Source organism: Rhodococcus sp. 06-235-1A (assembly GCF_002258785.1).
Classification (GTDB): domain Bacteria; phylum Actinomycetota; class Actinomycetes; order Mycobacteriales; family Mycobacteriaceae; genus Rhodococcoides.
On sequence record NZ_NOYI01000002.1, the window covers coordinates 270,437 to 294,010 of the forward strand.

Genomic DNA, 23,574 nt, shown 5'->3' on the forward strand with positions numbered 1-23,574 from the left:
CTCGATCAACGTGCAGTTCCTCGATGGTCACCAGCCGCCCTACGATCTCACCTACGACGATGTCTTTCTCGTCCCCAACCGAACCGATGTCACCTCGCGTTTCGACGTCGACCTGAGCACGGTGGACGGCTCGGGAACGACCATCCCGATCGTGGTGTCGAACATGACGGCAGTATCGGGTCGGCGGATGGCCGAGACCGTCGCCCGCCGCGGTGCCATCGCCGTCATCCCGCAGGACTTGCCGACCGAAGCCGTCGCCGACACCGTCGCATTCGTCAAGAGCCGTGACCTGATCGCCGATACACCAGTGGTGCTCGGGCCCAACGCGTCCGTGTCCGACGCGTTGGCGCTGGTACACAAACGAGCTCACGGATCGGTCGTGATCGTCGAACACGGAAAGCCGATCGGAGTCGTCACCGAGAGCGCCTGCACCGACGTCGACCGATTCGCCCGGCTCAGTTCTGTGGCGTCTGCCGATTTCGTGCGCGTTCCCCGCCATGCGTCGCCCAAGGAAGTGTTCGAGAAGATCGAGGCGGCACATGCTCACCTTGCTGTCGTCGTGGAGGACGACGGCTCGCTGGCAGGTGTCGTGACGAGAACCGGCGCAGTTCGGACGGGCATCTACGCCCCTGCCGTCGACGCGTCGGGGCGCCTGCGGATCGCTGCGGCTGTGGGCATCAACGGCAACGTGGCGGAGAAGGCGACCGCACTCGTCGAGGCAGGTGCCGACGTTCTGGTGATGGACACGGCTCACGGACATCAGGAGAAGATGCTCGACGCTCTCGCCGCAGTGCGTGCTCTCGATCTCGGAGTACCCCTCGCTGCCGGGAACGTGGTGTCGGCGCAGGGCACGCGCGATCTGGTGAAGGCAGGCGCGGACATCGTCAAGGTCGGCGTCGGGCCGGGCGCGATGTGTACGACGCGGATGATGACCGGTGTCGGGCGCCCTCAGTTCTCGGCAGTGGCCGACTGTTCCGCTGCAGCAGCAGAACTCGGAGCCTCGGTGTGGGCCGACGGCGGCGTGCGGCACCCCCGTGACGTTGCGCTCGCCCTGGCCGCAGGGGCAGCGAACGTCATGATCGGCTCGTGGTTCGCCGGAACCTACGAATCGCCCGGCGACCTGCGGGTGGACGCGTCGGGCAATCGCTACAAGGAAAGCTTCGGCATGGCGTCCAAGCGGGCGGTTGCCGCACGTACCGCGACCGACGGTGCATTCGACCGCGCCCGCAAGGCCTTGTTCGAGGAGGGCATTTCCAGTTCTCGGATGCGCCTGGATCCCGACCGCCCCGGCGTCGAAGATCTGATCGATCACATCTGTGCCGGAGTTCGGAGCACCTGCACCTACGCAGGAGCCCGCAGTCTCCCGGAGTTGGCCGAACGCGCGGTTCTTGGAGTTCAGTCCGCAGCCGGATTCGCCGAGGGGCGCCCCCTGCCGTCCGGGTGGTGACCCTCGTTCACGGTTAGACTCTCCAACAGCAATCACAGTTGTCCGCGCTCGCTGTGCGCCCGAGGCCGATCACTCGTGCCGGGGTGCCGTCGAATCGTAGGTCCCGCACGGGTGGGGTCACAGCGCGGACCATACAGAAGGGAATCAGGTGCCCGAGGCACCCACTATCTCGGTTGCCGGTTCGGCAACCGCGGAACAGCACGACGAGAGCTCCACTTCGGAGGGCTCCTCTATCGAGCCGGGAGAGAAACCCGGCGACACCGAACCCGTCGACCACGCGCATTCCGGTGGCGCAATGCTTCTGTCCCAACTTCGGCGGCCCCGACCTCGACGGCCCCAGCTCGGGCGGATCTGACGCGTGGCCACCCTCATCACCATCGTCAGCCTGCTCGGCTTCGTCGCCCTGACGGCGGGCACCGCTCTGTTCGTCGCAGCCGAGTTCTCCCTCACCGCTTTGGAACGCAGTGCGGTCGAGTCCCAGGCCCAGAACGGCGACATGCGGTCCCGGCAGGTTCTGCACGCGCACAAGACGCTGTCGTTCCAGCTGTCCGGCGCTCAGCTGGGCATCACCATCACGACGTTGATCACCGGCTATCTGGCCGAACCTGTGTTGGCCGGTTTCATTCGGCCGGTGGCCGACGCGCTCGGTGCGTCCGAGGCACTCGCATCGGGCATCTCACTTGCCGTGGCGCTGATCCTGGCGACATCGTTCTCGATGATCTTCGGTGAACTGGTCCCGAAGAACATCGCCATCGCGAGGCCGATGTCGACCGCTCGTGTCACCGCGGGGGCAATGGCCGGGTTCTCATTGGTCTTCAAGTGGGCGATCAACGGTCTCAACGGCTCGGCGAACTGGTTGGTTCGCCGGCTCGGGGTCGAGCCTGCCGAAGAGTTGAGATCGGCGCGTTCGCCGCAGGAACTGGGCTCGCTCGTCCGCACCTCGGCGCGGCAGGGGTCCATCGACGAGAACACCGCCCGGCTGGTGGATCGGTCGTTGCAGTTCGGCGATCGAACCGCCGAGGAATTGATGACGCCACGAGTGAAGATCGAGACGCTCGGCACCGACGCGACCGTGGCCGATCTGATCGAAACCGCGGCGCGTACCGGCTTCTCCCGCTTTCCGGTGGTCGACGGCGATCTGGACGACACCGTCGGCGTCGTCCACATCAAGCATGCGTTCACCGTCGCGGGAGCGCATCGTCGTTCGACGACGGTGGAGTCCCTGGCTCGCGATGTACCGGTCGTACCGTCGAGCCTCGACGGCGATGCGGTGATGGAGCGGGTGCGCGCCGACGGTATGCAGGTGGCGCTCGTCGTCGACGAATACGGCGGTACCGCGGGCATGGTCACGATGGAGGATCTCATCGAGGAGATCGTCGGGGACGTGCGCGACGAGCACGACGAGCCGGAACTCGACGTTGCCCGTTCGGGCGACGGTTGGGACTGCGCCGGGCTGCTTCGCATCGACGAAGTCGCCTCGGCCACGGGGTATTCCGCACCGGAGGGCGAGTACGAGACCATCGGTGGCCTGGTTCTGTCGGAGCTGGGCCGCATCCCGACCGAGGGTGACGCGGTTGCCCTGCCTCACCCGGCGAGCGAGGACCCTCTCGAGGGCGACGGCGGCTGGGTGGCACGGGTGATCCGCATGGACGGTCGTCGGATAGACCGCGTGTTGATCTTGCCCGTCGACGCCGCAACGGTTGCTCGAATGAGATCGGAGGGAGAGATCGATGGGTGACTTCCTCGGAGTCGGTCTCGCCGTTCTCCTGCTGGCCGGAAATGCGTTCTTCGTCGGGGCCGAGTTCGCGCTGATTTCCGCTCGGCGCGATCGACTCGAAGCGTTGCTCGCGCAAGGCAAGAAGCGTGCGCAAAGTGTCATCGAAGCCGGTCAGAATCTCTCGCAGATGCTTGCAGCGGCCCAACTCGGAATCACGATCTGTTCGATTCTTCTGGGCCGGGTGGCAGAACCGGCGGTGGCGCATCTCATCGAGGTTCCGCTCGACGCGATCGGAATTCCCGAGTCGTTTCTGCACCCGATCGCCTTCGCCATCGCGTTGACTCTCGTGGTGGTTCTGCACATACTCGTCGGCGAAATGGTTCCCAAGAACATCGCGATCGCAGGCCCGGAGAGCACCGCGATGATTCTGGTGCCGATCCATCTGCTGTTCATCAAGGTGGCGCTGCCGCTGATCTCGTTCTACAACCTGTGCGCCAACCTGACCCTCCGGTTGCTGCGTATCGAACCCAAGGACGAGCTGAGTTCCTCGGTATCGGCGGTCGAGTTGTCGCAGATGATCGGCGAATCGCGGTCCGAGGGATTGATCGATGCCGAGGAGCATCGCAGGCTGCGGCAGGCACTCGAGACGTCCGGTCGGACCGTCGCCGAGGTACTGATTCCCAACCATCAGGTTCGCAGCATCGAGTTGTCCGGCCCCGAGCACACTCTCGGACCCACCCTCGGCTCCGTCGAACGGGCCGTCATCGAGACCGGCTTCTCCCGCTATCCGGTACGCGATGCCGGAGGTGCGCTGGTCGGTTACCTACATCTCAAGGACGTGCTCGACGATATGGCCGACGAGTCGGCCGGGCCCGACACGGTGATTCCCCGAAGCGATGTTCGATTACTACCCGTCGTCTCCATCGATACCGTGCTCGACGACGCCCTGACCAAGTTGCGACGCGCCAGCAGCCACCTCGGAGCGGTGCACGACGCAACCGGTGCCACGGTCGGCATCGTCGCACTCGAAGACCTGGTCGAAGAGTTCGTCGGTACCGTTCGCGACGGAACGCACCGCGTGGCCGGTCCTCGGCCGGGTCAATCTTCGTCGAGTATCGGGCCGAGCTCGTCGAGCACTCCCCCGCGGAACGCGTAGATGTCCGGCCCGGCGTCGCTGACCGAAGCGGAGTGGACCACCAGACAGGCCTCGCACGTCGCTCGGGTCGGCAACCTCGTCGGTGACTACCTCACCGATCGCGGCCACGGCATCGTTCACCCCGTTCTGGACTTCCTGTTCACGTATTACAGTCACCGTCCGGGTCAACTGCGCCGGTGGAATCCTGGCCACGGCATCGTCCTCACCGGCGATCGCGCCCGTGACTACGCGGAGTTCGCGTCGTACGAGCAGGTCGAGACAGGCGACGGTCCGGGCTTTCGGGTGCGATCGGATCTGGTGGAACGCCGCCGATCGAGTATCGAGTTCACCCTCGGCCTGCTGACCGCCACCGCCGAGCGAGCCCCTCTGCTCGGCTGCTTCGGTCTGCACGAGTGGGCCATGGTCTACCGCGGGGGCATCTCCGCGCAGCGGCACGAGCACGTGCCACTGCGGCTCGGCCGTGACGGCACAGATGCTGTGGTGGATTCGATGACGTTGCGGTGCACGCATTACGACGCCTTCCGGTTCTTCACCCCCGACGCCGCGCCGCGCAACACTCTGACGCTGTCGCCACAGTCACGGCTGGGCACCGAACAACCCGGCTGTATCCATGCATCGATGGATCTGTACAAGTGGTGCTACAAGCTGGGACCACTGATCGATTCCGAGTTTCTGACCGACTGTTTCGAGCTGGCCCTGCATGCGCGAACGATCGACATGCGCGCGAGTCCGTACGACCTGAGCGACTACGACCTCGAACCCATTCGGATAGAGACCGCGGCCGGTCGAGCAGAGTATGTGCGCGCGCAGGGAGAATTGTCCGACGAAGCGGCACCTCTACGCTCGGCGTTGATCGCTCGATGCCAGAATTTACTGATCGGCGGCGAGTTCGGCGTCGGACCTACCGCCGAGTAACATCGACAGCGTAGTCGTGGGGACACCGGTCACCGGTGTCCGTGACCGGAAAGAGTGAGGAATTCATGACCGATCGTGTGCAGGCTGGTGGACTTCAGGTCGCCAAGGTCCTATTCGATTTCGTCGAGAAGGAGGCGCTGCCGGGTACCGACGTAGATTCGGATGCCTTCTGGACCGGTGCCGCGTCGGTGATCGCCGATCTCGCTCCCAAGAACAAATCACTGTTGGCCGTCCGGGACGAGATTCAGGGCAAGGTCGACGCCTGGCACGGCGAGCATGCGGGTCCGAACTACGACCGCGCCGCCTACAAGGCATTCCTGAAGGAGATCGGCTACCTGCTCGACGAGCCCGCCGACTTCCAGATCACGACGGCCGGTGTGGACACCGAGATCACCACCACTGCCGGCCCGCAGCTCGTGGTGCCGGTTCTCAATGCCCGGTTCGCGATCAACGCATCCAACGCGCGCTGGGGTTCGCTCTACGACGCGCTCTACGGAACGGATGCCATTCCCGAGACCGACGGTGCCGAGAAGGGATCGAGCTACAACAAGGTTCGCGGTGACAAGGTCATCGCGTTCGCTCGCGACTTCCTGGACGAGGCGCTGCCGTTGAGCTCCGGCTCGCACGTCGGCACCACCGGATACGTGGTCGACGCGGCATCGCTGACGGTGACTCTCGCGGACGGCGGCACAGTCGGTCTGAAGGACCCGTCGCAGCTGCTCGGCTACCAGGGCACCCCGGACGCACCGTCGGCGATCCTGTTCGTGCACAACGGTTTGCACTTCGAGATCCAGATCGACCCCGAGAGCCCGATCGGCCAGACCGACGGGGCGGGCGTCAAGGACGTCCTGCTGGAGTCCGCGGTGACCACCATCATGGACTTCGAGGACTCCGTCGCTGCAGTCGATGCCGACGACAAGGTTCTGGGGTACCGCAACTGGCTCGGTCTGATGAAGGGCGATCTCACCGAGGAGGTCTCCAAGGGCGGCAAGACATTCACTCGTGCGATGAACAAGGACCGTACGTACACCTCCGTCGACGGTTCCGAACTGACGTTGCACGGCCGCTCGCTGTTGTTCGTGCGCAACGTCGGTCATCTGATGACGTCGGACGCAATCCTCGATGCCGACGGCAACGAGGTGCCGGAGGGAATTCTCGACGCGCTGTTCACCTCGTTGGCCGGCCTGCACTCGCTGACCGCAGACAACGTGCTGTCCAACTCCCGCACCGGTTCGCTGTACATCGTCAAGCCGAAGATGCACGGACCGGACGAGGTCGCCTTCACCGCGGAGCTGTTCGGACGGGTCGAACAGGTTCTCGGGCTGCCTGCCAACACGCTCAAGGTCGGCATCATGGACGAGGAACGCCGCACGACGGTCAACCTCAAGGCGTGCATCCAGGCCGCCTCCGAGCGTGTGGTGTTCATCAACACCGGCTTCCTCGACCGCACCGGCGACGAGATCCACACCTCGATGGAGGCAGGACCTGTCGTCCGCAAGGGAGCGATGAAGGGCGAGAAGTGGATCGCCGCCTACGAGGACTTCAACGTCGACACCGGCCTGGCCGCAGGCCTCGAAGGCAAGGCACAGATCGGTAAGGGCATGTGGGCCATGCCCGATCTGATGCACGACATGCTCGAGCAGAAGATCGGCCACCCCAAGGCCGGCGCCAACACGGCGTGGGTTCCTTCCCCCACCGCTGCGACCCTGCACGCTTTGCACTATCACAAGGTCGATGTGTTCGCCCGTCAGCACGAGATCGCACAGGCCAAGCGCGCCACGGTCGACGACATTCTCGAAATTCCTCTGGCTCCGTCCACCGACTGGACCGACGAGGAGAAGCAGAACGAACTCGACAACAATTCGCAGTCGATCCTGGGCTACGTCGTGCGGTGGATCGACCACGGCGTCGGGTGCTCGAAGGTTCCCGACATCAACGACATCGCTCTCATGGAAGACCGTGCGACGCTGCGTATTTCGAGTCAGTTCATCGCGAATTGGCTGCGTCACGGCATTGTCACCGAGGAGCAGGTGCGTGAGTCGTTGAAGAGGATGGCTCCGGTGGTGGATCGTCAGAACGAATCGGATCCGACGTACAAGCCGTTGGCTCCCGACTTCGACACCAACATCGCCTTCCAAGCAGCCAGTGACCTTGTCTTCCTGGGCACCAGCCAGCCCAACGGCTACACCGAGCCGATCCTGCATCGCCGCCGACGGGAGTACAAGGCCGTCAACGCCTGACGGTCTTGTCGACCCCGTGGGTGAACATCGGAACTCAGGGCGCGGGCGTTCGATAGCCGCCGGACCCGTCGTCGTCGTGATCACGATCGCGGTGCTCGTTGCTGCCGTGTTCGGATGGTTCCAACTACGAGATCGTATTTCCGATCAAGGGGTCGAGGCTGCCGACAAGTGTGTGGAGGGATCGGCGGTGCTCACCGTGGCCGCCGATCCCGACATCTCCGGACCTGTCGAGCAACTGGCTGCTCGGTTCGACGCCACCGCGCCGGTGGTTCGGGATCACTGTGTGACAGTGCAGGTTCGAGCGACGGCATCCGATGCAGTGCGGACGGCCCTGAGTGCCGGTATCGACACGTGGGACGCGGGAGCTCTCGGTCCGCGGCCGGGTCTGTGGATACCTCAGTCGTCGGCCGATGTCGAGGCAGTGACGGACCGGGGTGCCGTCGACGGCACCCCTCGGTCGCTGGCGTCGAGTCCTGTCGTGCTCGCGGCACCGACCGCCGTGGCCGACGCCGTGAACGCTGCGGGCTCGAGCTGGGCCGACCTAGTCCGACTGCAACGTGACCCGCAGGCTCTGGGGCTGAGTGAATGGGGTGGACTGCGCCTGGCGGTGCCGACCGGCTCCGACACGGGCGCAACCACTCTCGCGGTCGCCGCGATCGCGGCCGGTGTCCGAGGCGATCCGACCGAGGCACTGACCGTCGAGCAGGCCTCGTCGAGAGAGCTGGTCTCGGCGATGTCGGAACTGGCCGTTACCGACACCGGAGCCGCGGCACTGTCCACCTCCACGACTTACGACGCGCTCGCGATCCTCGAGAACGCACCTGGCCCCGACGCCCCCTTCCATGCAGTTCCGGTCACCGAACAGCAGCTGGCATCGACCGATTCGTCGACTCTGACCGCTGTTCGTCCCCAGGGTGCGACGCCCATCGCCGATCATCCTGCTGTCGTGCTCTCGGGCGACGAGACATCGACCCGAGCCGCGGCGGCATTCGTCGATTTCATTCGACAGCCGGAGGGTGCGCAGACACTCAGGGATGCGGGGTTCGGCGTCGACGAGGCCGAGTACAACGGCGTCGTCGCACCTCCGTCGGGTCCAGTTTCGGACGCGCTGCTCGCCGTGCTGCGCAATCCGGTCCTCCCCCGCCGCGCAACCGTTCTGCTCGACGTGTCCGAGTCGATGGGCACCACCGAAGGCGGCGCGACACGGCTACAGAACACTGTTCGCGCGCTGAACGAGCAGTTTCAGCGGGTGCCCGACGCCACCGAGCTGGGACTGTGGAGCTTCAGCGAGGATCTCGACAGGGCCCTGCCCTACCGGATCGACGTGCCGACCGGCCCGATGACGGTTCCGATCGGTACGACGCCCAGACGCGCTGCACTCGATTCCACTGCGGCGTCGTTGACGCCGGCGACCGGGTCGTTCACGTATGCCTCCGTACTGGTGGCATATCTCGACGCCGTGGCCGGATACGTTCCCGGCCGCGACAATTCCGTCGTGCTGATCACCGACGGACCGGACGACTCGTCCTTGTCCGAGGAGGAGTTGCTCGCCGACCTGACCTCCGCGGCCGATCCGGCCCGTCCGGTGGCGGTGAACATCGTGCGTATCGGCGACAACCCCGACGCCTCCTCGTTCGCCGACATCGCAGCTCGGACGGGCGGCACCGTGGACGCGGTGCCGACATCGGATTCACCAGACCTCATCGATCGACTCGGAAAGTTGCTGTACTAGAACATGTCTCGCGTAATTTTTGTCGGTGTCTTCCTACTTCTCGTCACCCTGTTCCTGCACTGGCGGTTTCTCTCCGTCACCGAGGCACCGAAACGGCTGAGGCGGCCGGTGGATCTACTGCTGGCACTGCTGTGGTTGTGTGCGGTGATCGGGTTCGGCAGCGGCGTCGTGCTGGATCCGTCCTGGGCCCGCGTTCCGGCCTTCGTCGGCCTCACGTGGCTAGCCGTGGTGCTGTACCTGTTCCTGGGAACCGTGCTCGTCGGGCTGGTGTGCACGGTACTTCGAGTGATGTTCGCAGTGATGCGGCGCGAATCGAACAACGCCAGGTTGCGGGTATCGAGGATCGGCTCCTCCATCGTTGCGCTCGTCAGCGTCGTCACAGTGGGGTACGGACTCGTCGAGGCCGCGACTCCGCGTGTGACGAACACTGCCGTCGCTTTGGGCGGGCTGCCGGCCGAATTCGACGGCGTTCGAGTGGCATTGGTGTCCGACATCCATGCCGGGCCCTCCCGCGGTGCGGACTTCGTGCGCAAGGTCGTCGATTCGGTCAATGCCCAGAAGCCGGATGTGGTGCTGCTCGACGGCGATCTCATCGACGGGACAGTCGAGCTGGTCGGTGCCGACCTCGAACCCCTGCGCGAACTCGACGCCCCACTGGGGGTTTTCGCGGTGAGTGGCAATCACGAATTCTACGCGGGCGACGGCGGCGAGTGGCTCGACTTCTGGTCGACCCTCGGGATAGACGTGCTGCGAAACGAACGCACGACGATCACTCGTGGTGATGCCGCGATCGACATCGCCGGAATCAACGACGCCACCGCGCCCGCCCCGTACGAACCCGATCTCGCTGCTGCCCTGAACGGAATCGATCCGGACCGATTCGTACTACTGATGGCGCATCAACCCAAGCAGGCAGTGGAGGCGTCGGACTTCGGAGTCGACATGCAGGTGTCCGGACATACCCATGGGGGCCAGATATGGCCGATCCGGTACCTGGTGCCGCTACAGCAGCCGAGTGTCGAAGGGCTGGACGCGATCGGTAACACCACGCTGTACACCACCCGCGGCGCGGGCGCGTGGGGTCCACCGGTGCGCGTTGCCGCTCCGCCCGAGATCGCGATGCTCGAACTCACCCGGGGTTGAACACTCGGGAGCGGTGACGACAGAGCCCGCCACGGCGACGTGACGGGCTCTGTTCTCGGCTCAGGCGAAGGCCTCGATCGGCGGGCATGAGCACACCAGGTTGCGGTCGCCGTGCGCGCCGTCGATGCGTCGCACCGCCGGCCAGACCTTCGGACGGTCGTAACCGGCTGGGTAGGCCGCCAGCTCCCGTGAGTACGGGTGATCCCAGTCCGCAACCAGACACTGGGCGGTGTGGGGCGCTCCCCGAAGTGGGTTGTCGTCCACGGTCCATTCCCCGGATCCGACGCGATCGATCTCGCCTCTGATAGCGATCATCGCGTCGCAGAACGCATCGATCTCCTCGAGGTTCTCGCTCTCGGTGGGCTCCACCATCAGGGTTCCGGGAACCGGGAAGCTCATCGTCGGCGCGTGGAATCCGTAGTCCGCCAGCCTCTTCGCCACATCGTCGACGGTGACGCCGGTGTCCTTGGTCAGTCCGCGCAGATCGAGAATGCACTCGTGGGCGACCATGCCGTTGTCGCCGGTGTAGAGCACCGGGAAGTACTCGTCGAGGCGGCGGGCGATGTAATTGGCCGACGCGATTGCGGTCAACGTCGCCTGTCGGAGGCCCGTCGCACCCATCATCGCGATGTAGGCCCAGGTGATGGTCAGGATCGAGGCGCTGCCGAACGGGGCCCCGGACACTGTCGGTCCCGATCCCAGTTGCGGTGCCAGCGGATGACCCGGAAGGTACGGCTGCAGGTGCGACCGCACACCGATGGGTCCGACGCCTGGCCCGCCTCCGCCGTGCGGGATGCAAAAGGTCTTGTGCAGGTTCAGGTGGCTGACGTCGCCGCCGAAGCGGCCGGGGCGCGCCAGACCGACGAGAGCGTTGAGGTTGGCACCGTCGACGTACACCTGACCACCAGCATCGTGAACCGCTGCACAGATCTCGGAGATTTCGTGTTCGTACACGCCGTGCGTGGACGGGTAGGTGATCATGATCGCGGCGAGAGTCTCGGCGTGTTCGGCGATCTTCGCGCGCAGGTCGTCGACATCGACGTCGCCGTTGGGCCGGCAGGCCACCACCACGACGCGCATGCCCACCATCACGGCCGAGGCCGCGTTGGTGCCGTGAGCGCTCGACGGGATCAGGCACACCACGCGCTCGGCGTCCCCGTTGGCGAGGTGGTACCGACGAATGGCAAGCAGCCCCGCGTACTCGCCCTGACTTCCCGCATTCGGTTGCAGGCTCACCGCGTCGTAGCCGGTGATGTCGACGAGCCACCGTTCGAGGTCTGCGATCACGCGCAGTAGGCCCGGCACGTCCGACGACGGAGCGAAGGGGTGCTGACGGGCGAACTGCGGCCAGGTGATGGACTCCATCTCCGCGGTGGCATTCAGCTTCATCGTGCAGGAGCCCAGCGGAATCATGCTGCGGTCGAGCGCAATATCCTTGTCGGACAACGCCCTGAGGTACCGAAGCATCGCCGTCTCGGTGCGATGTCGGGTGAAGGCAGGGTGCGTCAGATAAGCCGAGGTGCGAGCCATGTCGGCCGGCAACGATTCCGACCCGACTCCAGCGGCCTCGGCACCGAACGCCGCGAGCACACTCGCGATGTGCTGCGCCGTGGTCGCTTCATCGCATGCGACAGCGACGTGATCGGAATCGACGAGCCGCAGATTGATCCCGCGCTGCTTCGCGTCGTCGACGACGGCCTGAGCCCCGCCGGGTACCTGTGCGAGGACGGTGTCGAAGAACTCGGTGTGCACCACCTGGACGCCTGCGCCCCGCAGACCTGCCGCCACGGTTCGAGCGTGCGAGTTGACCCGAGTTGCTATGGCGCGCAAGCCGTCTGCCCCGTGGTAGCTGGCGTACATCGCGGCGACGATGGCCAGCAGTACCTGCGCGGTACAGATATTGGAGGTCGCCTTCTCGCGGCGAATGTGCTGCTCGCGGGTCTGCAGCGCCAATCGGTAGGCCCGGTGGCCGTCCGCGTCGAGCGACACCCCGACGAGTCGGCCGGGGAGCTGACGGGAATGACCGGACCGAACTGCGAGGTACCCGGCATGCGGCCCGCCGTATCCCATCGGAACCCCGAATCGCTGAGTGGTTCCGAAGCAGACGTCGGCACCGATCTCACCGGGCGGAGTCACCACAGTGGCTGCCAGCAGGTCCACGCCGACGGCAACCAACGCACCTTGCTCGTGCGCGGCTTCGATGGTCGCGGTCAGGTCGACGAGACGCCCCGACGCTCCCGGCGTCTGCGCCAGTACACCGAAGAATTCTCCGTCGGGCAGACCGTCGGTCAGATCGGCGTAGACCAGTTCGATCCCCAGCGGTTCTGCGCGGGTGGCGAGCACCGCCTTGGTCTGCGGGAAGATATCGACATCGACCAACAGCCGAGGCGACTTCGACGCTCGGTTCGCGCGTCGCATCAAGGTCATGGATTCGGCTGCCGCCGTCGACTCGTCGAGCATCGACGCATTCGCTAGGTCCATACCGGTCAGATCGGCGACCATGGTCTGAAAGTTGAGCAACGCCTCGAGTCGACCCTGGCTGATTTCGGGCTGATACGGCGTGTACGCGGTGTACCAGGCCGGATTCTCCAGAATTCCGCGGGTCAGTACCGGTGGGGTGAGGGTGTCGTAGTAGCCGAGACCGATCATGGACGTCGCCACGGTGTTCTGCCCGGCGAGATCTGCCAGTGCGGCGAGGGCCTCGTGCTCACTCAGCGCGGGCGGAAGCGTGGCCAAGCCGTCGGGAACGCCGTCGACGACGGTATCGAGAATGGACGAGGGAACAGCTTTGCGCGCCAGCTCGTCGAGACTCGCGACACCGATCGTGTCGAGGATACGGACCAGCTCGGTGGTGTCGGGGCCGATGTGTCGATCGACGAAAGTGTGTGCGGGCGAGGCAGTTCGGTCGGTCACGATGTTCTCCCAGTGTCCCAAGACGAGGCGTCGGACGACCGAGGCATACGCGTCGGCCGCTCCTCCCCCTCTGTCGTGTGCCCGCTGACGCGTGCGCCTGAGAGATTCGGTCGACCACGACACACATCAACAGTGCGCCGGCACCTTTCCCCTTGGGCGGGTGGGTGCTCCCACCACTTTCCAGAGTTGTCGAAGCCCACACGGTCCGTGTGCCTGAGAGATTGACGGGGAGGTATTGCTCCTTCGGCGTCCGAGACTGGGTGCCTCGGAACTCTCCCGCGCAGGCGCGACGGTAGAAAGTCTAGCCGGTCTTGCGGCTCGCGCGATTCTTGCGTCGTGACGCCAACTCGTCCTCGGGGCTCGGCTGGCTCTCGCCGCCGTCGGCTCGTTCGGCCGGGAAGTCTGCGATGGTGCCGGTGAGCTCGCGCATGGCACCGTTCACTGCGATTCCGAATACACCCTGTCCACCCTGGAGTAGGTCGACTACCTCCTCGGCGGAGGTGCACTCGTACACGGTGGTTCCATCGGAGAAGAGGGTGATGTTGGCGAGATCGCCCACACCGCGCTGACGCAGGTGATCGACTGCGACACGAATGTTCTGCAACGAGATACCGGTGTCGAGCAGACGCTTGACGATCTTGAGTACCAGCATGTCCTTGAACGAGTACAGCCGCTGACTTCCCGAGCCGGCTGCGCCGCGAATCGACGGTACGACGAGCCCGGTACGAGCCCAGTAGTCGAGTTGGCGATAGGTGATACCGGCGATCTGGCAGGCACTGGGCACTCGGTAGCCCACGAGTTCGTCGGGAACCGAATCGTCGGGAAAGAGCCCCGGCTGAATATCCTGGGGTGTGCCGACCCGGGTGTTCGACGCCTCGTCGGGGGTGTCGACCCGAGCATCGGCATCGACGGGCGTTGCCTCGGTCCGGCCGGTGGCATCGGACTCTCGACTGCCGTGATGCTGCTGCGGCTGATCTCCCACTGACTGCTCCCTCTCGGATGTCTCACTGCGTTCGGATCGAGTCAGTACTGCGATCCGTCCGAGACCAGAAGTCTCGGTGTACTCGCGTGAAGTCATACCGTGTACCAGGCAAGAGTACGCCTCGGCGATGCCGGAGAGGCGTGAACTGCACCAGATCCGAACCAGCGGCGATGAACTTCACTGGCTCGAACGTTAGGGGGACGATCGCGCAGATTCAACGCAACGCGCCGTAAACCTGAACCTAAAGTTGAGGTTGAGACTCTTCTGTTACCCGTCAGTGGCTTTGAAGTCGTCCGGCGACACCGATTCGAGGAACTCCTTGAACTTCTCGACCTCGTCCTCGCGCTCGTCGGGCATGATCAATCCGGCCTCGGCGAGTACGGGCTCCTCGGCGAATATCGGCACCCCGGCCCGCAGCGCGATGGCGACGGAATCGGACGGCCGAGCGGACACTCTGACATCCTTGTCGAACACGAGATCTGCATAGAAGGTGCCCTCCTGCAGATCCACGATGCGTACTTCCTTGAGTTCGTGCCCCAGTGCCGAAATCAGGTTCTTGACGAGATCGTGGGTGAGCGGACGAGCAGGTTGGACACCCTGCTGCTCCAAAGCGATTGCCGCAGCCTCGGTTTGACCGATCCAGATCGGGAGGTACCTGTCGCCGTCGGCCTCGCGCAACAGCAATACGGGCTGATTCTGCGGCTGTTCGACGCGAATACCGACCACACGCATCTCACTCATCGTGTCTGCCTCTCACCTCGAGAAATCCGGGCTGCACTCGGCTGGCTCAGCTCGTCGTAGTCGAGTCTATTGGAATTCGAATCGGAGCGAGCGAAGGTCACCGGTCGAGCGCTCCGCGCACCGCCGCTTTGACCAGGCAGGTGTGCAGAGTCAACGACAGCGCTGCCAGCTCGCGAATCATTTCTTCGGCGCGATCACGAGCGCCGGCGTCTCGCCCCTTCGCGACAGGCCCGGCGATCTGTGCGACCAGGCCTGCTTCGCGATCTGCCGCAAGTTTGAACGCACGAAGATGACGTACTTCGAGACCGAACTGCAACATTGCGTGTGCAGTTCGGGCGAGCGTCACAGCACCGTCGTCGTAGAACCCGGCCTGCCCGGGAGTGATCAGCCCGCTGCGCAACAGCTCCGTCAGGAAGGCATCGTCGATGCCGGCCTGCGCGAGAAGATCAGCTTTGCTGATGCGAACCTCTCGGTCCGGCAGGAACTCCTCGGGCGAGACCTCTCCCGCCGCGATGGTCAGCGACCGCGGACGCTTGACCGACGCATCGGCTCGCTCGACGGTGGCGACGCCGTGATCGATCGCTTCCAATTGCTCTTTGATGACCTTGAGCGGTAGGTACTGATCACGCTGGGCGGTCAGTACGAATCGCAGACGTTCGCAGTCTGCGATCGAGAAGCGCCGGTAGCCGGACGGTGTGCGCTCCGGAGAGATCAGACCCTCGGCTTCGAGGAATCTGATCTTCGAGATGGTCACATCCGGAAAGTCGGGCCGAAGTCGATCGAGGACGGAGCCAATCGACATCCCCCCGTTGGACTGCTGCCCGACGGCGGTCACTGGCTTCCTGCACCCGCAGACGTGTCGCCGATCTGAGATCCGTTGCCGCCCCGAGGTCCTGTCAGGAACACCAACCGGAACTTGCCGATCTGTACCTCGTCGCCGTTGGCCAGCACTGCCGAATCGACCGGCTCGCGGTTGACGTAGGTGCCGTTGAGGCTGCCGACGTCCACCACCTGGAAGTCGTCCTCGTCCTGCCGGAATTCGGCGTGCCGACGGCTGACGGTGACGTCGTCGAGGAAGATGTCACTGTCGGGGTGCCGTCCGGCAGAGGTGGTGGGCTGATCCAGCAGGAACCGCGATCCGGCGTTGGGGCCGCGCTTGACGACGAGCAACGCAGCACCGACAGGCAATCCCTCGACACCCGATACCGGAGCTTCGGTGCTCTGGGTGGCCGCGGAGTTGTCCAGCTCCTGGAGGAAATCTGCACGGAAGACCGAGGTGGTCTCGGCCGGCGACTCCCCGTAGTTGCTGTCGTTGTCGTTCTGGCTCACCGTTACTCCTTCTCAGTCCGTTCACCCGGGCAGAGAGCGCCGCGGGTAACGCAGTACATGGTCTTCACATCTGGTGTTGCTTGGCGTTCGGTGTTGCGTGCTGTCGCACGGCGCGCTGGACCTTCGCCCCGACAGGGTATTCGCTCGGTGTCGACCGTACCCTGCGCAGTGGGGACCGTGTGGCCGGTTGGCCTGTGTCGACAACCGGCCGATCACTCGGCCGTGATGAGAGCATATCCGGCGGCATCGAGCATCTGCGCCAGTGCCGCGTCCAACTCCTCCGGTGACGAAACTTCGAGGTCGATCAGCCAGCCTCCGGTGTAGGGTCCGGAGTTCACCTTGTCCGGCTCACCGTCCAGATCCTGGTTCACGGCAATCACTTTCGCAGTCAGCGGACTGAACACGTCGGACACGCTCTTGGTCGATTCGACTTCTCCGAGCGACTCACCCGCTGTAACGGCATCGCCCACTGCCGGAAGCTGAACGAACACCACGTCGCCCAGTTGAGCCTGCGCGAAATCGGTGATGCCGATTCTGACCGTTGCGGGACCCGTTCGCTGCACCCACTCGTGTTCGGGCGTGTAGTGCAGATCAGCTGGTGTGTCGATGTCGCTCAACGCGGCATTCCCTTCGATCGTGGCCCGGTCGATCGGGCCGTCAGTTACCGGGCTGAGCGTATTGACGTGGGCGCGGATCCCGCAAGGCGGAGACCGTGACCTGGTCCGACTGCGTGATACGCGACGTCGCCCCATTGCGGGTCACCGTGTCGACCACACCTCCGGGGATGTTCAGCGCCGACGCGAGAGTCGGCGGGTCCCCGATTGCCGTGAATGTGTACGGCGCTGCCAGTTCTCGACCGTCGACCACCACCCGACCGGCGGGGCCGGCGATCCACGAGTCGACGCCGATGCGCACGACACCGTCGCTGCCTTCGATCTGGAGTGCTTCGGCTCCGGCGGCTCGCAACTCCTGCATGGCGTCGAGCAGCACTTCGGATCCGACGCCGGAGTTCGGATCCTCGATCACCAGGGCCACCCCAGGTCCCTCGGCTGCGACGGTACCGACTTGAATCGACAACGCAGACAATCGTTCCTGAGCCTCTGCCACTGCGGCCTCCGATCCCGAGCCGGATTGGCGCAGAGTCGCCAACGTGTTCTGCAGTGTGCTGATCTCATCGCGAATGGACGCCTCCCGCCGAGTGAGGGTGTCCAGCACGACCAGCAGATCCTCGGGCCGCGAATTCTCCAGACTGTCGGATGTTTTCGTCTCTCGTACCTGCGTGGCGATTCCGATTCCCAGCACGCACAGAAGCGCAAGGGCCAGGATTCCGAACGCCGTTCCGCGCCTGCGTCGATCTGCATCGGTACCCCGCGCGCGCCAGTCGTGGCGTCCGGTGCCCGTACTACTCACGTTCTATGCCCCGAACAGACGGCGGCGGAGCGCAGTCGCGTTACCGAAGATGCGAATGCCGAGTACGACGACTATCGCGGTCGACAGCTGCGTTCCCACCCCCAGTTGATCGCCGAGCCACACGATCAGAGCCGCCACGAGCACGTTGAAGACGAACGAGACGACGAACACCTTGGCGTCGAATATGCCGTCGAGAAGCGCACGTACCCCACCGAATACCGCATCGATCGCAGCGACGACGGCGATCGGCAGATAGGGCGCGACGACGGCGGGGACCTGCGGGCCTGCGACCGTGCCGATGGCGACCCCGGCGACCAGTGCGACGAGCGCAGCGATGGCGTAGGCACCGTGGGCAGTGGTGACCGGAGCGTCCGCGGTTGCCTCGGCGTCCACTGCGTCGGCGTCGATCTGGGACGGTACGGATTTCGCCGGATCGTGCTTCGTCATCGTGGGGTTGCCTCCTCTGCCTCGAACGACTCTTTCACGGCGGCAGGCCCGAGCTCGAGATCGGCGGCCGGCCGTACCGAGAACCCGACACCGTACAACTGCGCCACCGTACTCATCCGCAGATACGCGTCGCTGACGACGAACTGCACCTGGATGCGCTGCGGCGGCCCGATCGCCGCGATGTCGTAGGGCGAGGTGATCGGGCGATTTTCCACCAGCATTGCCCCGCCGGCCTGCCTGATGGTCACGTTCGGCCCGACTCGAACCCCGTCGACGGATACCGCCTCGGCTCCGCTGGCCCACAACGAGTTGACGATTGCGGCGATGTCTCGATCGAATACGGCCGCTCCCGAGCCCGTGCGCTCCGAAGAACCACCGTCCACGGCCGGTTCGGTCACGACAACCGAGAGTCCCGGACCGGAAACGGTATCGAGGCCCGCGGCAGACTCGACGGCACTCAACCGGTCCAGCAGGGCGTTGCCCACCACATCGGACTGCAGCGCTTCGTCTCGTTCGGACGACACCTGCTCGGCCAGTTCGTCTCTCGTCGATTCCAATTCGGCGCTGCGATCCCGGGCAGCACGGACCGCGGCCGACGCATCGGCCCCGGCGCGGTCGACGGCGGCGGCCCCTGACGCCAATTGGGACAGCGCGACACCGAAGACGATACCCACGACGACGGCTCCGGTCAGCAACCAGAGCGCCGCGGGTAATCGCGGCTTTCGGGTGTGTTGCGCCGTGCGTTCGGCAGCCGCGGCCACGTAGCCGGGATCGAGGTGGTCGGTCAACAACGACGTCAACAACGACGGGACAGGATTCCTCCTGACCCGAGCCCCCGGTCGTTCCGCAGGTGTCACCGTCAGGTGCCGGCCACTGTCGGGTCGACCGCCCTGGCGACGGCGATGGCCTTGCCCACGTACAACATGCCGGTCCAGGTGTACAACGCAGTGCCCCAGATGAGTAGGGCATACCCGAGTGGGCCCGCTGCGTCGGCCACCGAACTGTCGCCCTCAGAGACCAGCAGTACCGGCAGAGCGATCATGACGACGAAGGTGGCGGCTTTACCGAGGTAGATGACGTCCGGGGGCGGGAGCGAACGACGTCGATAGACGAACATCGTCAGTCCGAGCACGGCATCGCGGCCGATCAATATTGCTGCGACCCACCACGGGATGATGCCGCGTAGAACGAAGGCAACGAGGGTGCTGATGACGTAGAGCCGATCGACCAGCGGGTCGAGAACGGCACCCAATTTCGATGCCTGTCCGAGCATGCGAGCGAGTTTGCCGTCGAGCCAATCGGTTCCGCCGCTGACGAGCAGAATGACCAGTGCCCACCCGTCCGCTTCGGGGCCGAGCATGAGGTACAGGAACAGCGGGACGCCGGCCAGGCGAATGGCACTGAGCAGATTGGGAACGGTCGCGATGCGGTCCGATACCTCGAGCTCACGGTTGTCCGTCATCGACGATCACCTCCAGTCGTTTCTGCTCGTCGTGCGCTCGGCCGAGTCTGCGGCCACGTTAGCGCCATGCGAACACGGGCTGCTCGAAGTCTGCGACTCGGGTGTGTCGACCGCGCAGCGCCACCTCGCGGAATTGGTGGACGATCGCACCGGTTGGAGCATGGATGGCTCCGGTTCGGTACGGCCACCGAATCACCGGACGCTGCGATTCCGGAATCGACACGAACTCGGCGTCGACGTCGAGTTCGTCGACCGTCACCTCGAACACCTCCGCAACCTCGTCCTCGTTGGGGCGCAATGCGGCCGAGTAGTCACCCACCCACACCACGAACGGTGTGATGACGTAGCCGGACCGGGTGACGTAATCGTCGAGCCTACCGATGACATCGGTCTCGGCGACTCGAATACCCAACTCCTCGTCCAATTCGCGTAGGCACGCCTGCACAGTGGACTCTCCCGGGTCGACGCCGCCGCCCGGCAGGGCGTACTGCCCGGGATGCGCGCGCAACCGGCTCGGCCGCTTCGTGAGCAGCATGCGCCGGTCCCCCGGCGCTCCGCCGACTGCGACGGCCACTGCCGCGGCCCGCAGTCCGACGGATTCAGCGGTGTGATGTGCGAACCCTTCGAGTGCGCGCGCAATCGAATCTCGACCGAGAAGGTCCTCGATCGGGTCACCGGAATCGTCGACGCTCACACCACGAACACTAGAGGCTCGGCCGAATCAGCGGCTACCGGCAAGGCGGGCAGCGGGGGGAAGCAGATCGTCGGGCGCGACCGGCCAGCCGAGCGGCTCGTCGCCCAGGGCTGTCAATTGGTCCACTTGTGTTCGACACCATGGTGATACGTCGATGCTGCCGCCCCGCACCCCCGTGGAGAATTCACTCCACGACACCCACCGGGTCTCGTCCACCTCGAGCGGATCGGGATCGAACGTCGCATGCTCGTCCACCCGCACGCGGTAAACGGGGCAGATCTCGTTCTCCACGATTCCGTTGTCCATGACGGCCCGGTACCGAAAGTGAGGCAGAACCAGTTCGGCCGAACTTGCGTGCAGCCCCAGCTCTTCGCCGATTCGGCGCAACACGGCGTCGTCGAGTTTCTCGCTCGGGGCAGGGTGGCCACAGCAGCTGTTGGTCAGCACGCCCGGCCAGGTCGTCTTGGTCGACGCTCTGCGCGTGAGCAGTACCGCGCCGTCGGATCTGACCACGTAACTCGAAAATGCCAGGTGCAGCGGCGTCTGCGCCGTGTGCACGGTGGTCTTGTCCTGTGTGCCGACAGCGCGGCCTTCGTCGTCGAGCAGCACCACGTGCTGCGAGGGGGATGGATCCATCGTTCCATGGTCCCACGGGCAATCCAGCGGTCTACTGTCGAACCATGGGACGCGAAGCGAACGCAGACGACGAGACACAGACCGACAGCGAGAAATCGAACACCTCCGATTCACCCAAGGGCGGTCGACCCGGACCGGTGGACGGCGGGGGCGGCGGCGGGATGGCGACACGTGAGAACGCGCCCGAGATCGCCGACGACTCAGCCTGAAATTTTCGACATCACGGCTGTTTGAAAAAAAGAGTTCGCGTCAATACCTCCGATGTTCTCGCGCTGCGCGGGCACACGAACCTCCACGACCGGAAGGACCTCGATGAGCATCAACGACGACGACATCACCACCACGAGCGGATCTGCAGGCGAAGGCCCCGCTGACGGCGGCTCGAACCCCGGCGGTCACGACGGCGGCGCAGACGGCTCGGCCGGAGCGGGCGAAGGCCCAGCCGACGGCGGCTCGAACCCTGATGGTCACGACGGCGGCGCAGACGGCCCCGCTGGAGCAGGCGAAGGCCCAGCCGACGGCGGATCCAACCCCAACGGGCACGACGGCGGTGCGGACGGCACCGCTTGAGCACTGAGCTGAGCGACGAGCGCGGATCGGATCATCGGTCCGCGCTTCGTCGTCTCACCGGTAGCGACCTCGGGACGTTCGCAGATCGGTTCTGGGGTGTTGCCCCCAAGCTGACCAGATCCGCTGATCTCTCCCAGTCGTTCGACGACTTGATGACGCTCGATGCGGTGGACGAGTTGATCTCCGAACGTGGCGTACGTACCCCGTTCGTACGCATGGCCAAGGATGGCCGCCTGCTGGACAAAGCACAGTTCACCGCGTCCGGCGGCTTCGGTGCCGAGGTCACCGATCAGGTGGACTCCGGCGCGGTACTGGCGGCGTTCGCGGACGGCAACACTCTGGTTCTGCAGGGTCTGCACCGGTTGTGGCCCCCACTGATCCATTTCGTCGGTGATCTCGTTCGCGAGCTGGGCCATCCCGTGCAGGTCAATTCGTATGTCACACCGGCTGCATCGCAAGGCTTCTCGCCGCACTACGACGTACACGACGTGTTCGTCGTTCAAATTGCCGGCAGTAAGCGGTGGAGCATCCATTCGCCGGTCCACGTCCATCCGCTCAACAATCAACCGTGGTCGGACCGACGTTCGGCGGTCGAAGAGCACGCATCGAACGCTCCCGAACTGGACGTCGTCCTCGAGCCCGGCGACGTGCTGTACCTACCGCGCGGGTGGATTCACTCGGCGCAAGCACTCGGTGACACCACGGTTCACCTCACGATCGGCGTCGCGTCGTACAACGAATACGACATCGCCCACCACGCACTGCAGGCGCTCGGCGACGTCGAGAGTCTACGTGCTCCCCTGCCCGCCGGCCTGGACCACGCCGACCCCGAATCCCTCGTCCCGCATGTGCACCGAGTTCTGGACGGGATGCGTGCCGCGCTCGACGAGATCGGCCGAGACCCCGACGCGATACGTCGCCTCGCCGACCGCGTCGCACACCGTCACGACGAACTCGTCCGACCGCAACCGGTACGTCCCCTGGCAAGCGTCGCCGCGATGGGCGCGTTGCGGGGTGGGGATTCGATTCGGTTGCGGCCCGGCATCTTCGCACGCCTGGTGCACTCGAGCGACGGCGTATCGATGGTGCTTCGAAACAAGACCGTGACGCTGCCACCCCAGTGCGGCGACGCGGTCGAGAGCCTGATGAAGGGCGCTCCGTGCCGTCTCGATTCGATGCCCGGTCTCGACCTCGACGATGCATCGGTGGTTGCGCGCAGACTCATCCGCGAGGGCATTGCGGTGACGGTAGCGCGGTAGCAGTCGTCAGGTGATCGTGACTCCACCGTCGACCGCGATGGTCTGACCCGTCACGTATCCCCCGGCGTCGGATGCCAGCCAGACGGCGGTGGCGGCCAGCTCCTCCGGATCGCCCTTGCGGCCGAGGATCATCCGCGGCGCCATCGAATCGAGATATCCCGGTTGGTAGGAGTCCGTCATCTCGCTCTGAAAGAAGCCCGGCGCAATCGCGTTGACCCTGATCCCTTTTCGCGCGCCCCACTGCTGCGCGAGGTCGCGGGTGAGCCCGACGATGGCGGCCTTGCTGGCGCTGTAGGCGGCCTGCGGTAGGCCCGCAGTGGTCAGCCCGAGCACGCTGGAGATGTTCACGATCGAACTGCCGGGTGCCATCACCCGTCCGCACGCCTGGGCTGCCCAGTAGGACCCGTTCAGGTTGATGTCGATCACCGAGCGAAACTGCTCGGGAGTCTCGCGGGTGGCGGGATAGGCGGTGCCGACTCCGGCGTTGTTGATCAGCACGTCGACTTTGCCGAACTCGGCCACGGCGGCGTCGACCATCGCGGTGCACTGGTCGGGGTCGACCACATCGGTTGCGACGGTGATCGAACGTCCTCCGACACTGTCGATCAGCTGTGCGGTCTGCGCCAACTTGTCCACGCGGCGCGCCGCGAGCACCACGTCCGCCCCCGCCTCGGCAGCAGCTTTCGCGAAGGCAACACCCAGACCGGAGGATGCGCCGGTGACGATGACGACTCGGCCGTCGAGGCGGAATTTGTCCAAGATCGACATTTGCGTAACTCTC

At 65.1% G+C, this 23,574-nt stretch carries 23 protein-coding genes and 1 riboswitch; of the genes, 10 read left to right on the plus strand and 13 right to left on the minus strand.

Annotation, left to right across the window (positions count from 1 at the left end; translation table 11 throughout):
- Positions 1–10 precede the first annotated feature (10 nt).
- The 7 genes from CH275_RS01180 to CH275_RS01210 all read left to right on the plus strand — a co-directional run bounded on the left by CH275_RS01180 (position 11) and on the right by CH275_RS01210 (position 10,350).
- The gene (locus CH275_RS01180; protein ID WP_094674399.1) at positions 11–1,447 is read left to right on the plus strand and encodes a GuaB1 family IMP dehydrogenase-related protein; all 1,437 of its coding nucleotides are present in this window, start codon (positions 11–13) and stop codon (positions 1,445–1,447) included.
- A gap of 358 nt (positions 1,448–1,805) precedes the next feature.
- Positions 1,806–3,185 (plus strand): hemolysin family protein, encoded by a 1,380-nt coding sequence (locus tag CH275_RS01185; RefSeq protein ID WP_094674400.1) that lies wholly within the window; start codon positions 1,806–1,808, stop codon positions 3,183–3,185.
- Entirely contained in the window at positions 3,178–4,320 is a 1,143-nt protein-coding gene (locus CH275_RS01190) for a hemolysin family protein (protein ID WP_094674401.1), read from the plus strand. The genes CH275_RS01185 and CH275_RS01190 overlap by 8 nt, the downstream gene beginning before the upstream one ends.
- Positions 4,321–5,235: a 3-methyladenine DNA glycosylase gene (locus CH275_RS01195; protein ID WP_094674402.1), complete on the plus strand. Its 915-nt coding sequence runs from the start codon at positions 4,321–4,323 to the stop codon at positions 5,233–5,235.
- 65 nt (positions 5,236–5,300) lie between these two features.
- Positions 5,301–7,475, plus strand: coding sequence for a malate synthase G (locus CH275_RS01200; protein WP_094674649.1), 2,175 nt, complete (start codon positions 5,301–5,303; stop codon positions 7,473–7,475).
- 16 nt (positions 7,476–7,491) lie between these two features.
- The gene (locus tag CH275_RS01205) at positions 7,492–9,207 is read left to right on the plus strand and encodes a substrate-binding and VWA domain-containing protein (protein ID WP_256990805.1); all 1,716 of its coding nucleotides are present in this window, start codon (positions 7,492–7,494) and stop codon (positions 9,205–9,207) included.
- A 3-nt stretch (positions 9,208–9,210) separates the two neighbouring features.
- Positions 9,211–10,350 (plus strand): metallophosphoesterase, encoded by a 1,140-nt coding sequence (locus CH275_RS01210; RefSeq protein WP_094674403.1) that lies wholly within the window; start codon positions 9,211–9,213, stop codon positions 10,348–10,350.
- Positions 10,351–10,410: 60 nt separating this feature from the next.
- Here CH275_RS01210 and gcvP read toward each other — a convergent pair whose 3' ends face one another.
- The 12 genes from gcvP to idi all read right to left on the minus strand — a co-directional run bounded on the left by gcvP (position 10,411) and on the right by idi (position 20,964).
- Positions 10,411–13,263 carry an aminomethyl-transferring glycine dehydrogenase gene (gene gcvP / locus CH275_RS01215; RefSeq protein WP_094674653.1) on the minus strand — a complete coding sequence of 951 codons (2,853 nt, stop codon included), beginning with the start codon at positions 13,261–13,263 and terminating at the stop codon, positions 10,411–10,413.
- Between the two features lie 191 nt (positions 13,264–13,454).
- Positions 13,455–13,552, minus strand: a riboswitch (glycine riboswitch).
- Between the two features lie 12 nt (positions 13,553–13,564).
- Positions 13,565–14,245, minus strand: coding sequence for a MerR family transcriptional regulator (locus tag CH275_RS01220; RefSeq protein WP_094674655.1), 681 nt, complete (start codon positions 14,243–14,245; stop codon positions 13,565–13,567).
- A 267-nt stretch (positions 14,246–14,512) separates the two neighbouring features.
- Positions 14,513–14,986 carry a bifunctional nuclease family protein gene (locus CH275_RS01225; RefSeq protein WP_094674404.1) on the minus strand — a complete coding sequence of 158 codons (474 nt, stop codon included), beginning with the start codon at positions 14,984–14,986 and terminating at the stop codon, positions 14,513–14,515.
- 97 nt (positions 14,987–15,083) lie between these two features.
- Positions 15,084–15,821, minus strand: a complete 738-nt coding sequence (ftsR, locus tag CH275_RS01230) for a transcriptional regulator FtsR (protein WP_094674405.1) — start codon at positions 15,819–15,821, stop codon at positions 15,084–15,086.
- Positions 15,818–16,315, minus strand: a complete 498-nt coding sequence (gene odhI / locus CH275_RS01235) for an oxoglutarate dehydrogenase inhibitor Odhl (protein ID WP_094674407.1) — start codon at positions 16,313–16,315, stop codon at positions 15,818–15,820. The genes ftsR and odhI overlap by 4 nt, the downstream gene beginning before the upstream one ends.
- Before the next feature lie 212 nt (positions 16,316–16,527).
- A complete protein-coding gene (gcvH, locus tag CH275_RS01240) occupies positions 16,528–16,932 on the minus strand; it encodes a glycine cleavage system protein GcvH (protein WP_094674409.1) in 405 nt (134 codons plus the stop codon).
- Between the two features lie 40 nt (positions 16,933–16,972).
- The gene (locus CH275_RS01245; protein ID WP_094674411.1) at positions 16,973–17,725 is read right to left on the minus strand and encodes a DUF881 domain-containing protein; all 753 of its coding nucleotides are present in this window, start codon (positions 17,723–17,725) and stop codon (positions 16,973–16,975) included.
- Between the two features lie 3 nt (positions 17,726–17,728).
- A complete protein-coding gene (locus CH275_RS01250) occupies positions 17,729–18,172 on the minus strand; it encodes a small basic family protein (RefSeq protein WP_094674413.1) in 444 nt (147 codons plus the stop codon).
- Complete coding sequence (locus CH275_RS01255; RefSeq protein WP_256990806.1) at positions 18,169–18,975, minus strand: DUF881 domain-containing protein; 807 nt, start codon at positions 18,973–18,975, stop codon at positions 18,169–18,171. The genes CH275_RS01250 and CH275_RS01255 overlap by 4 nt, the downstream gene beginning before the upstream one ends.
- A gap of 56 nt (positions 18,976–19,031) precedes the next feature.
- Complete coding sequence (locus tag CH275_RS01260) at positions 19,032–19,634, minus strand: CDP-alcohol phosphatidyltransferase family protein (protein ID WP_094674417.1); 603 nt, start codon at positions 19,632–19,634, stop codon at positions 19,032–19,034.
- Between the two features lie 58 nt (positions 19,635–19,692).
- Positions 19,693–20,328, minus strand: coding sequence for an NUDIX hydrolase (locus tag CH275_RS01265; RefSeq protein ID WP_094674419.1), 636 nt, complete (start codon positions 20,326–20,328; stop codon positions 19,693–19,695).
- A 27-nt stretch (positions 20,329–20,355) separates the two neighbouring features.
- Positions 20,356–20,964, minus strand: coding sequence for an isopentenyl-diphosphate Delta-isomerase (gene idi / locus CH275_RS01270; RefSeq protein WP_094674421.1), 609 nt, complete (start codon positions 20,962–20,964; stop codon positions 20,356–20,358).
- Between the two features lie 44 nt (positions 20,965–21,008).
- Between idi and CH275_RS29325 the strand changes: the two genes are divergently transcribed.
- From CH275_RS29325 to CH275_RS01280, 3 genes are all read left to right on the plus strand, one after another.
- Positions 21,009–21,173: a hypothetical protein gene (locus CH275_RS29325; protein WP_179275909.1), complete on the plus strand. Its 165-nt coding sequence runs from the start codon at positions 21,009–21,011 to the stop codon at positions 21,171–21,173.
- A 103-nt stretch (positions 21,174–21,276) separates the two neighbouring features.
- Positions 21,277–21,534 (plus strand): BatC protein, encoded by a 258-nt coding sequence (locus tag CH275_RS01275; protein ID WP_094674657.1) that lies wholly within the window; start codon positions 21,277–21,279, stop codon positions 21,532–21,534.
- Complete coding sequence (locus tag CH275_RS01280; RefSeq protein WP_094674423.1) at positions 21,531–22,793, plus strand: cupin domain-containing protein; 1,263 nt, start codon at positions 21,531–21,533, stop codon at positions 22,791–22,793. The genes CH275_RS01275 and CH275_RS01280 overlap by 4 nt, the downstream gene beginning before the upstream one ends.
- 6 nt (positions 22,794–22,799) lie before the next feature.
- On the opposite strand, the gene CH275_RS01285 is transcribed toward CH275_RS01280, so the two are convergent.
- Positions 22,800–23,561 (minus strand): SDR family NAD(P)-dependent oxidoreductase, encoded by a 762-nt coding sequence (locus CH275_RS01285; protein WP_094674425.1) that lies wholly within the window; start codon positions 23,559–23,561, stop codon positions 22,800–22,802.
- Between the last annotated feature and the right edge of the window lie 13 nt (positions 23,562–23,574).

What these genes read in the sequence shown, in the direction of transcription:
- idi (WP_094674421.1), bottom strand. Translation starts at nt 20,964, where the DNA reads ATGGATCCATCCCCCTCGCAGCACGTGGTGCTGCTCGACGACGAAGGC.
- CH275_RS29325 (WP_179275909.1), top strand. Translation starts at nt 21,009, where the DNA reads ATGGGACGCGAAGCGAACGCAGACGACGAGACACAGACCGACAGCGAG.
- CH275_RS01190 (WP_094674401.1), top strand. Translation starts at nt 3,178, where the DNA reads ATGGGTGACTTCCTCGGAGTCGGTCTCGCCGTTCTCCTGCTGGCCGGA.
- CH275_RS01285 (WP_094674425.1), bottom strand. Translation starts at nt 23,561, where the DNA reads ATGTCGATCTTGGACAAATTCCGCCTCGACGGCCGAGTCGTCATCGTC.
- CH275_RS01195 (WP_094674402.1), top strand. Translation starts at nt 4,321, where the DNA reads ATGTCCGGCCCGGCGTCGCTGACCGAAGCGGAGTGGACCACCAGACAG.
- CH275_RS01260 (WP_094674417.1), bottom strand. Translation starts at nt 19,634, where the DNA reads ATGACGGACAACCGTGAGCTCGAGGTATCGGACCGCATCGCGACCGTT.
- CH275_RS01275 (WP_094674657.1), top strand. Translation starts at nt 21,277, where the DNA reads ATGAGCATCAACGACGACGACATCACCACCACGAGCGGATCTGCAGGC.
- CH275_RS01225 (WP_094674404.1), bottom strand. Translation starts at nt 14,986, where the DNA reads ATGAGTGAGATGCGTGTGGTCGGTATTCGCGTCGAACAGCCGCAGAAT.
- CH275_RS01210 (WP_094674403.1), top strand. Translation starts at nt 9,211, where the DNA reads ATGTCTCGCGTAATTTTTGTCGGTGTCTTCCTACTTCTCGTCACCCTG.
- CH275_RS01250 (WP_094674413.1), bottom strand. Translation starts at nt 18,172, where the DNA reads ATGACGAAGCACGATCCGGCGAAATCCGTACCGTCCCAGATCGACGCC.
- CH275_RS01200 (WP_094674649.1), top strand. Translation starts at nt 5,301, where the DNA reads ATGACCGATCGTGTGCAGGCTGGTGGACTTCAGGTCGCCAAGGTCCTA.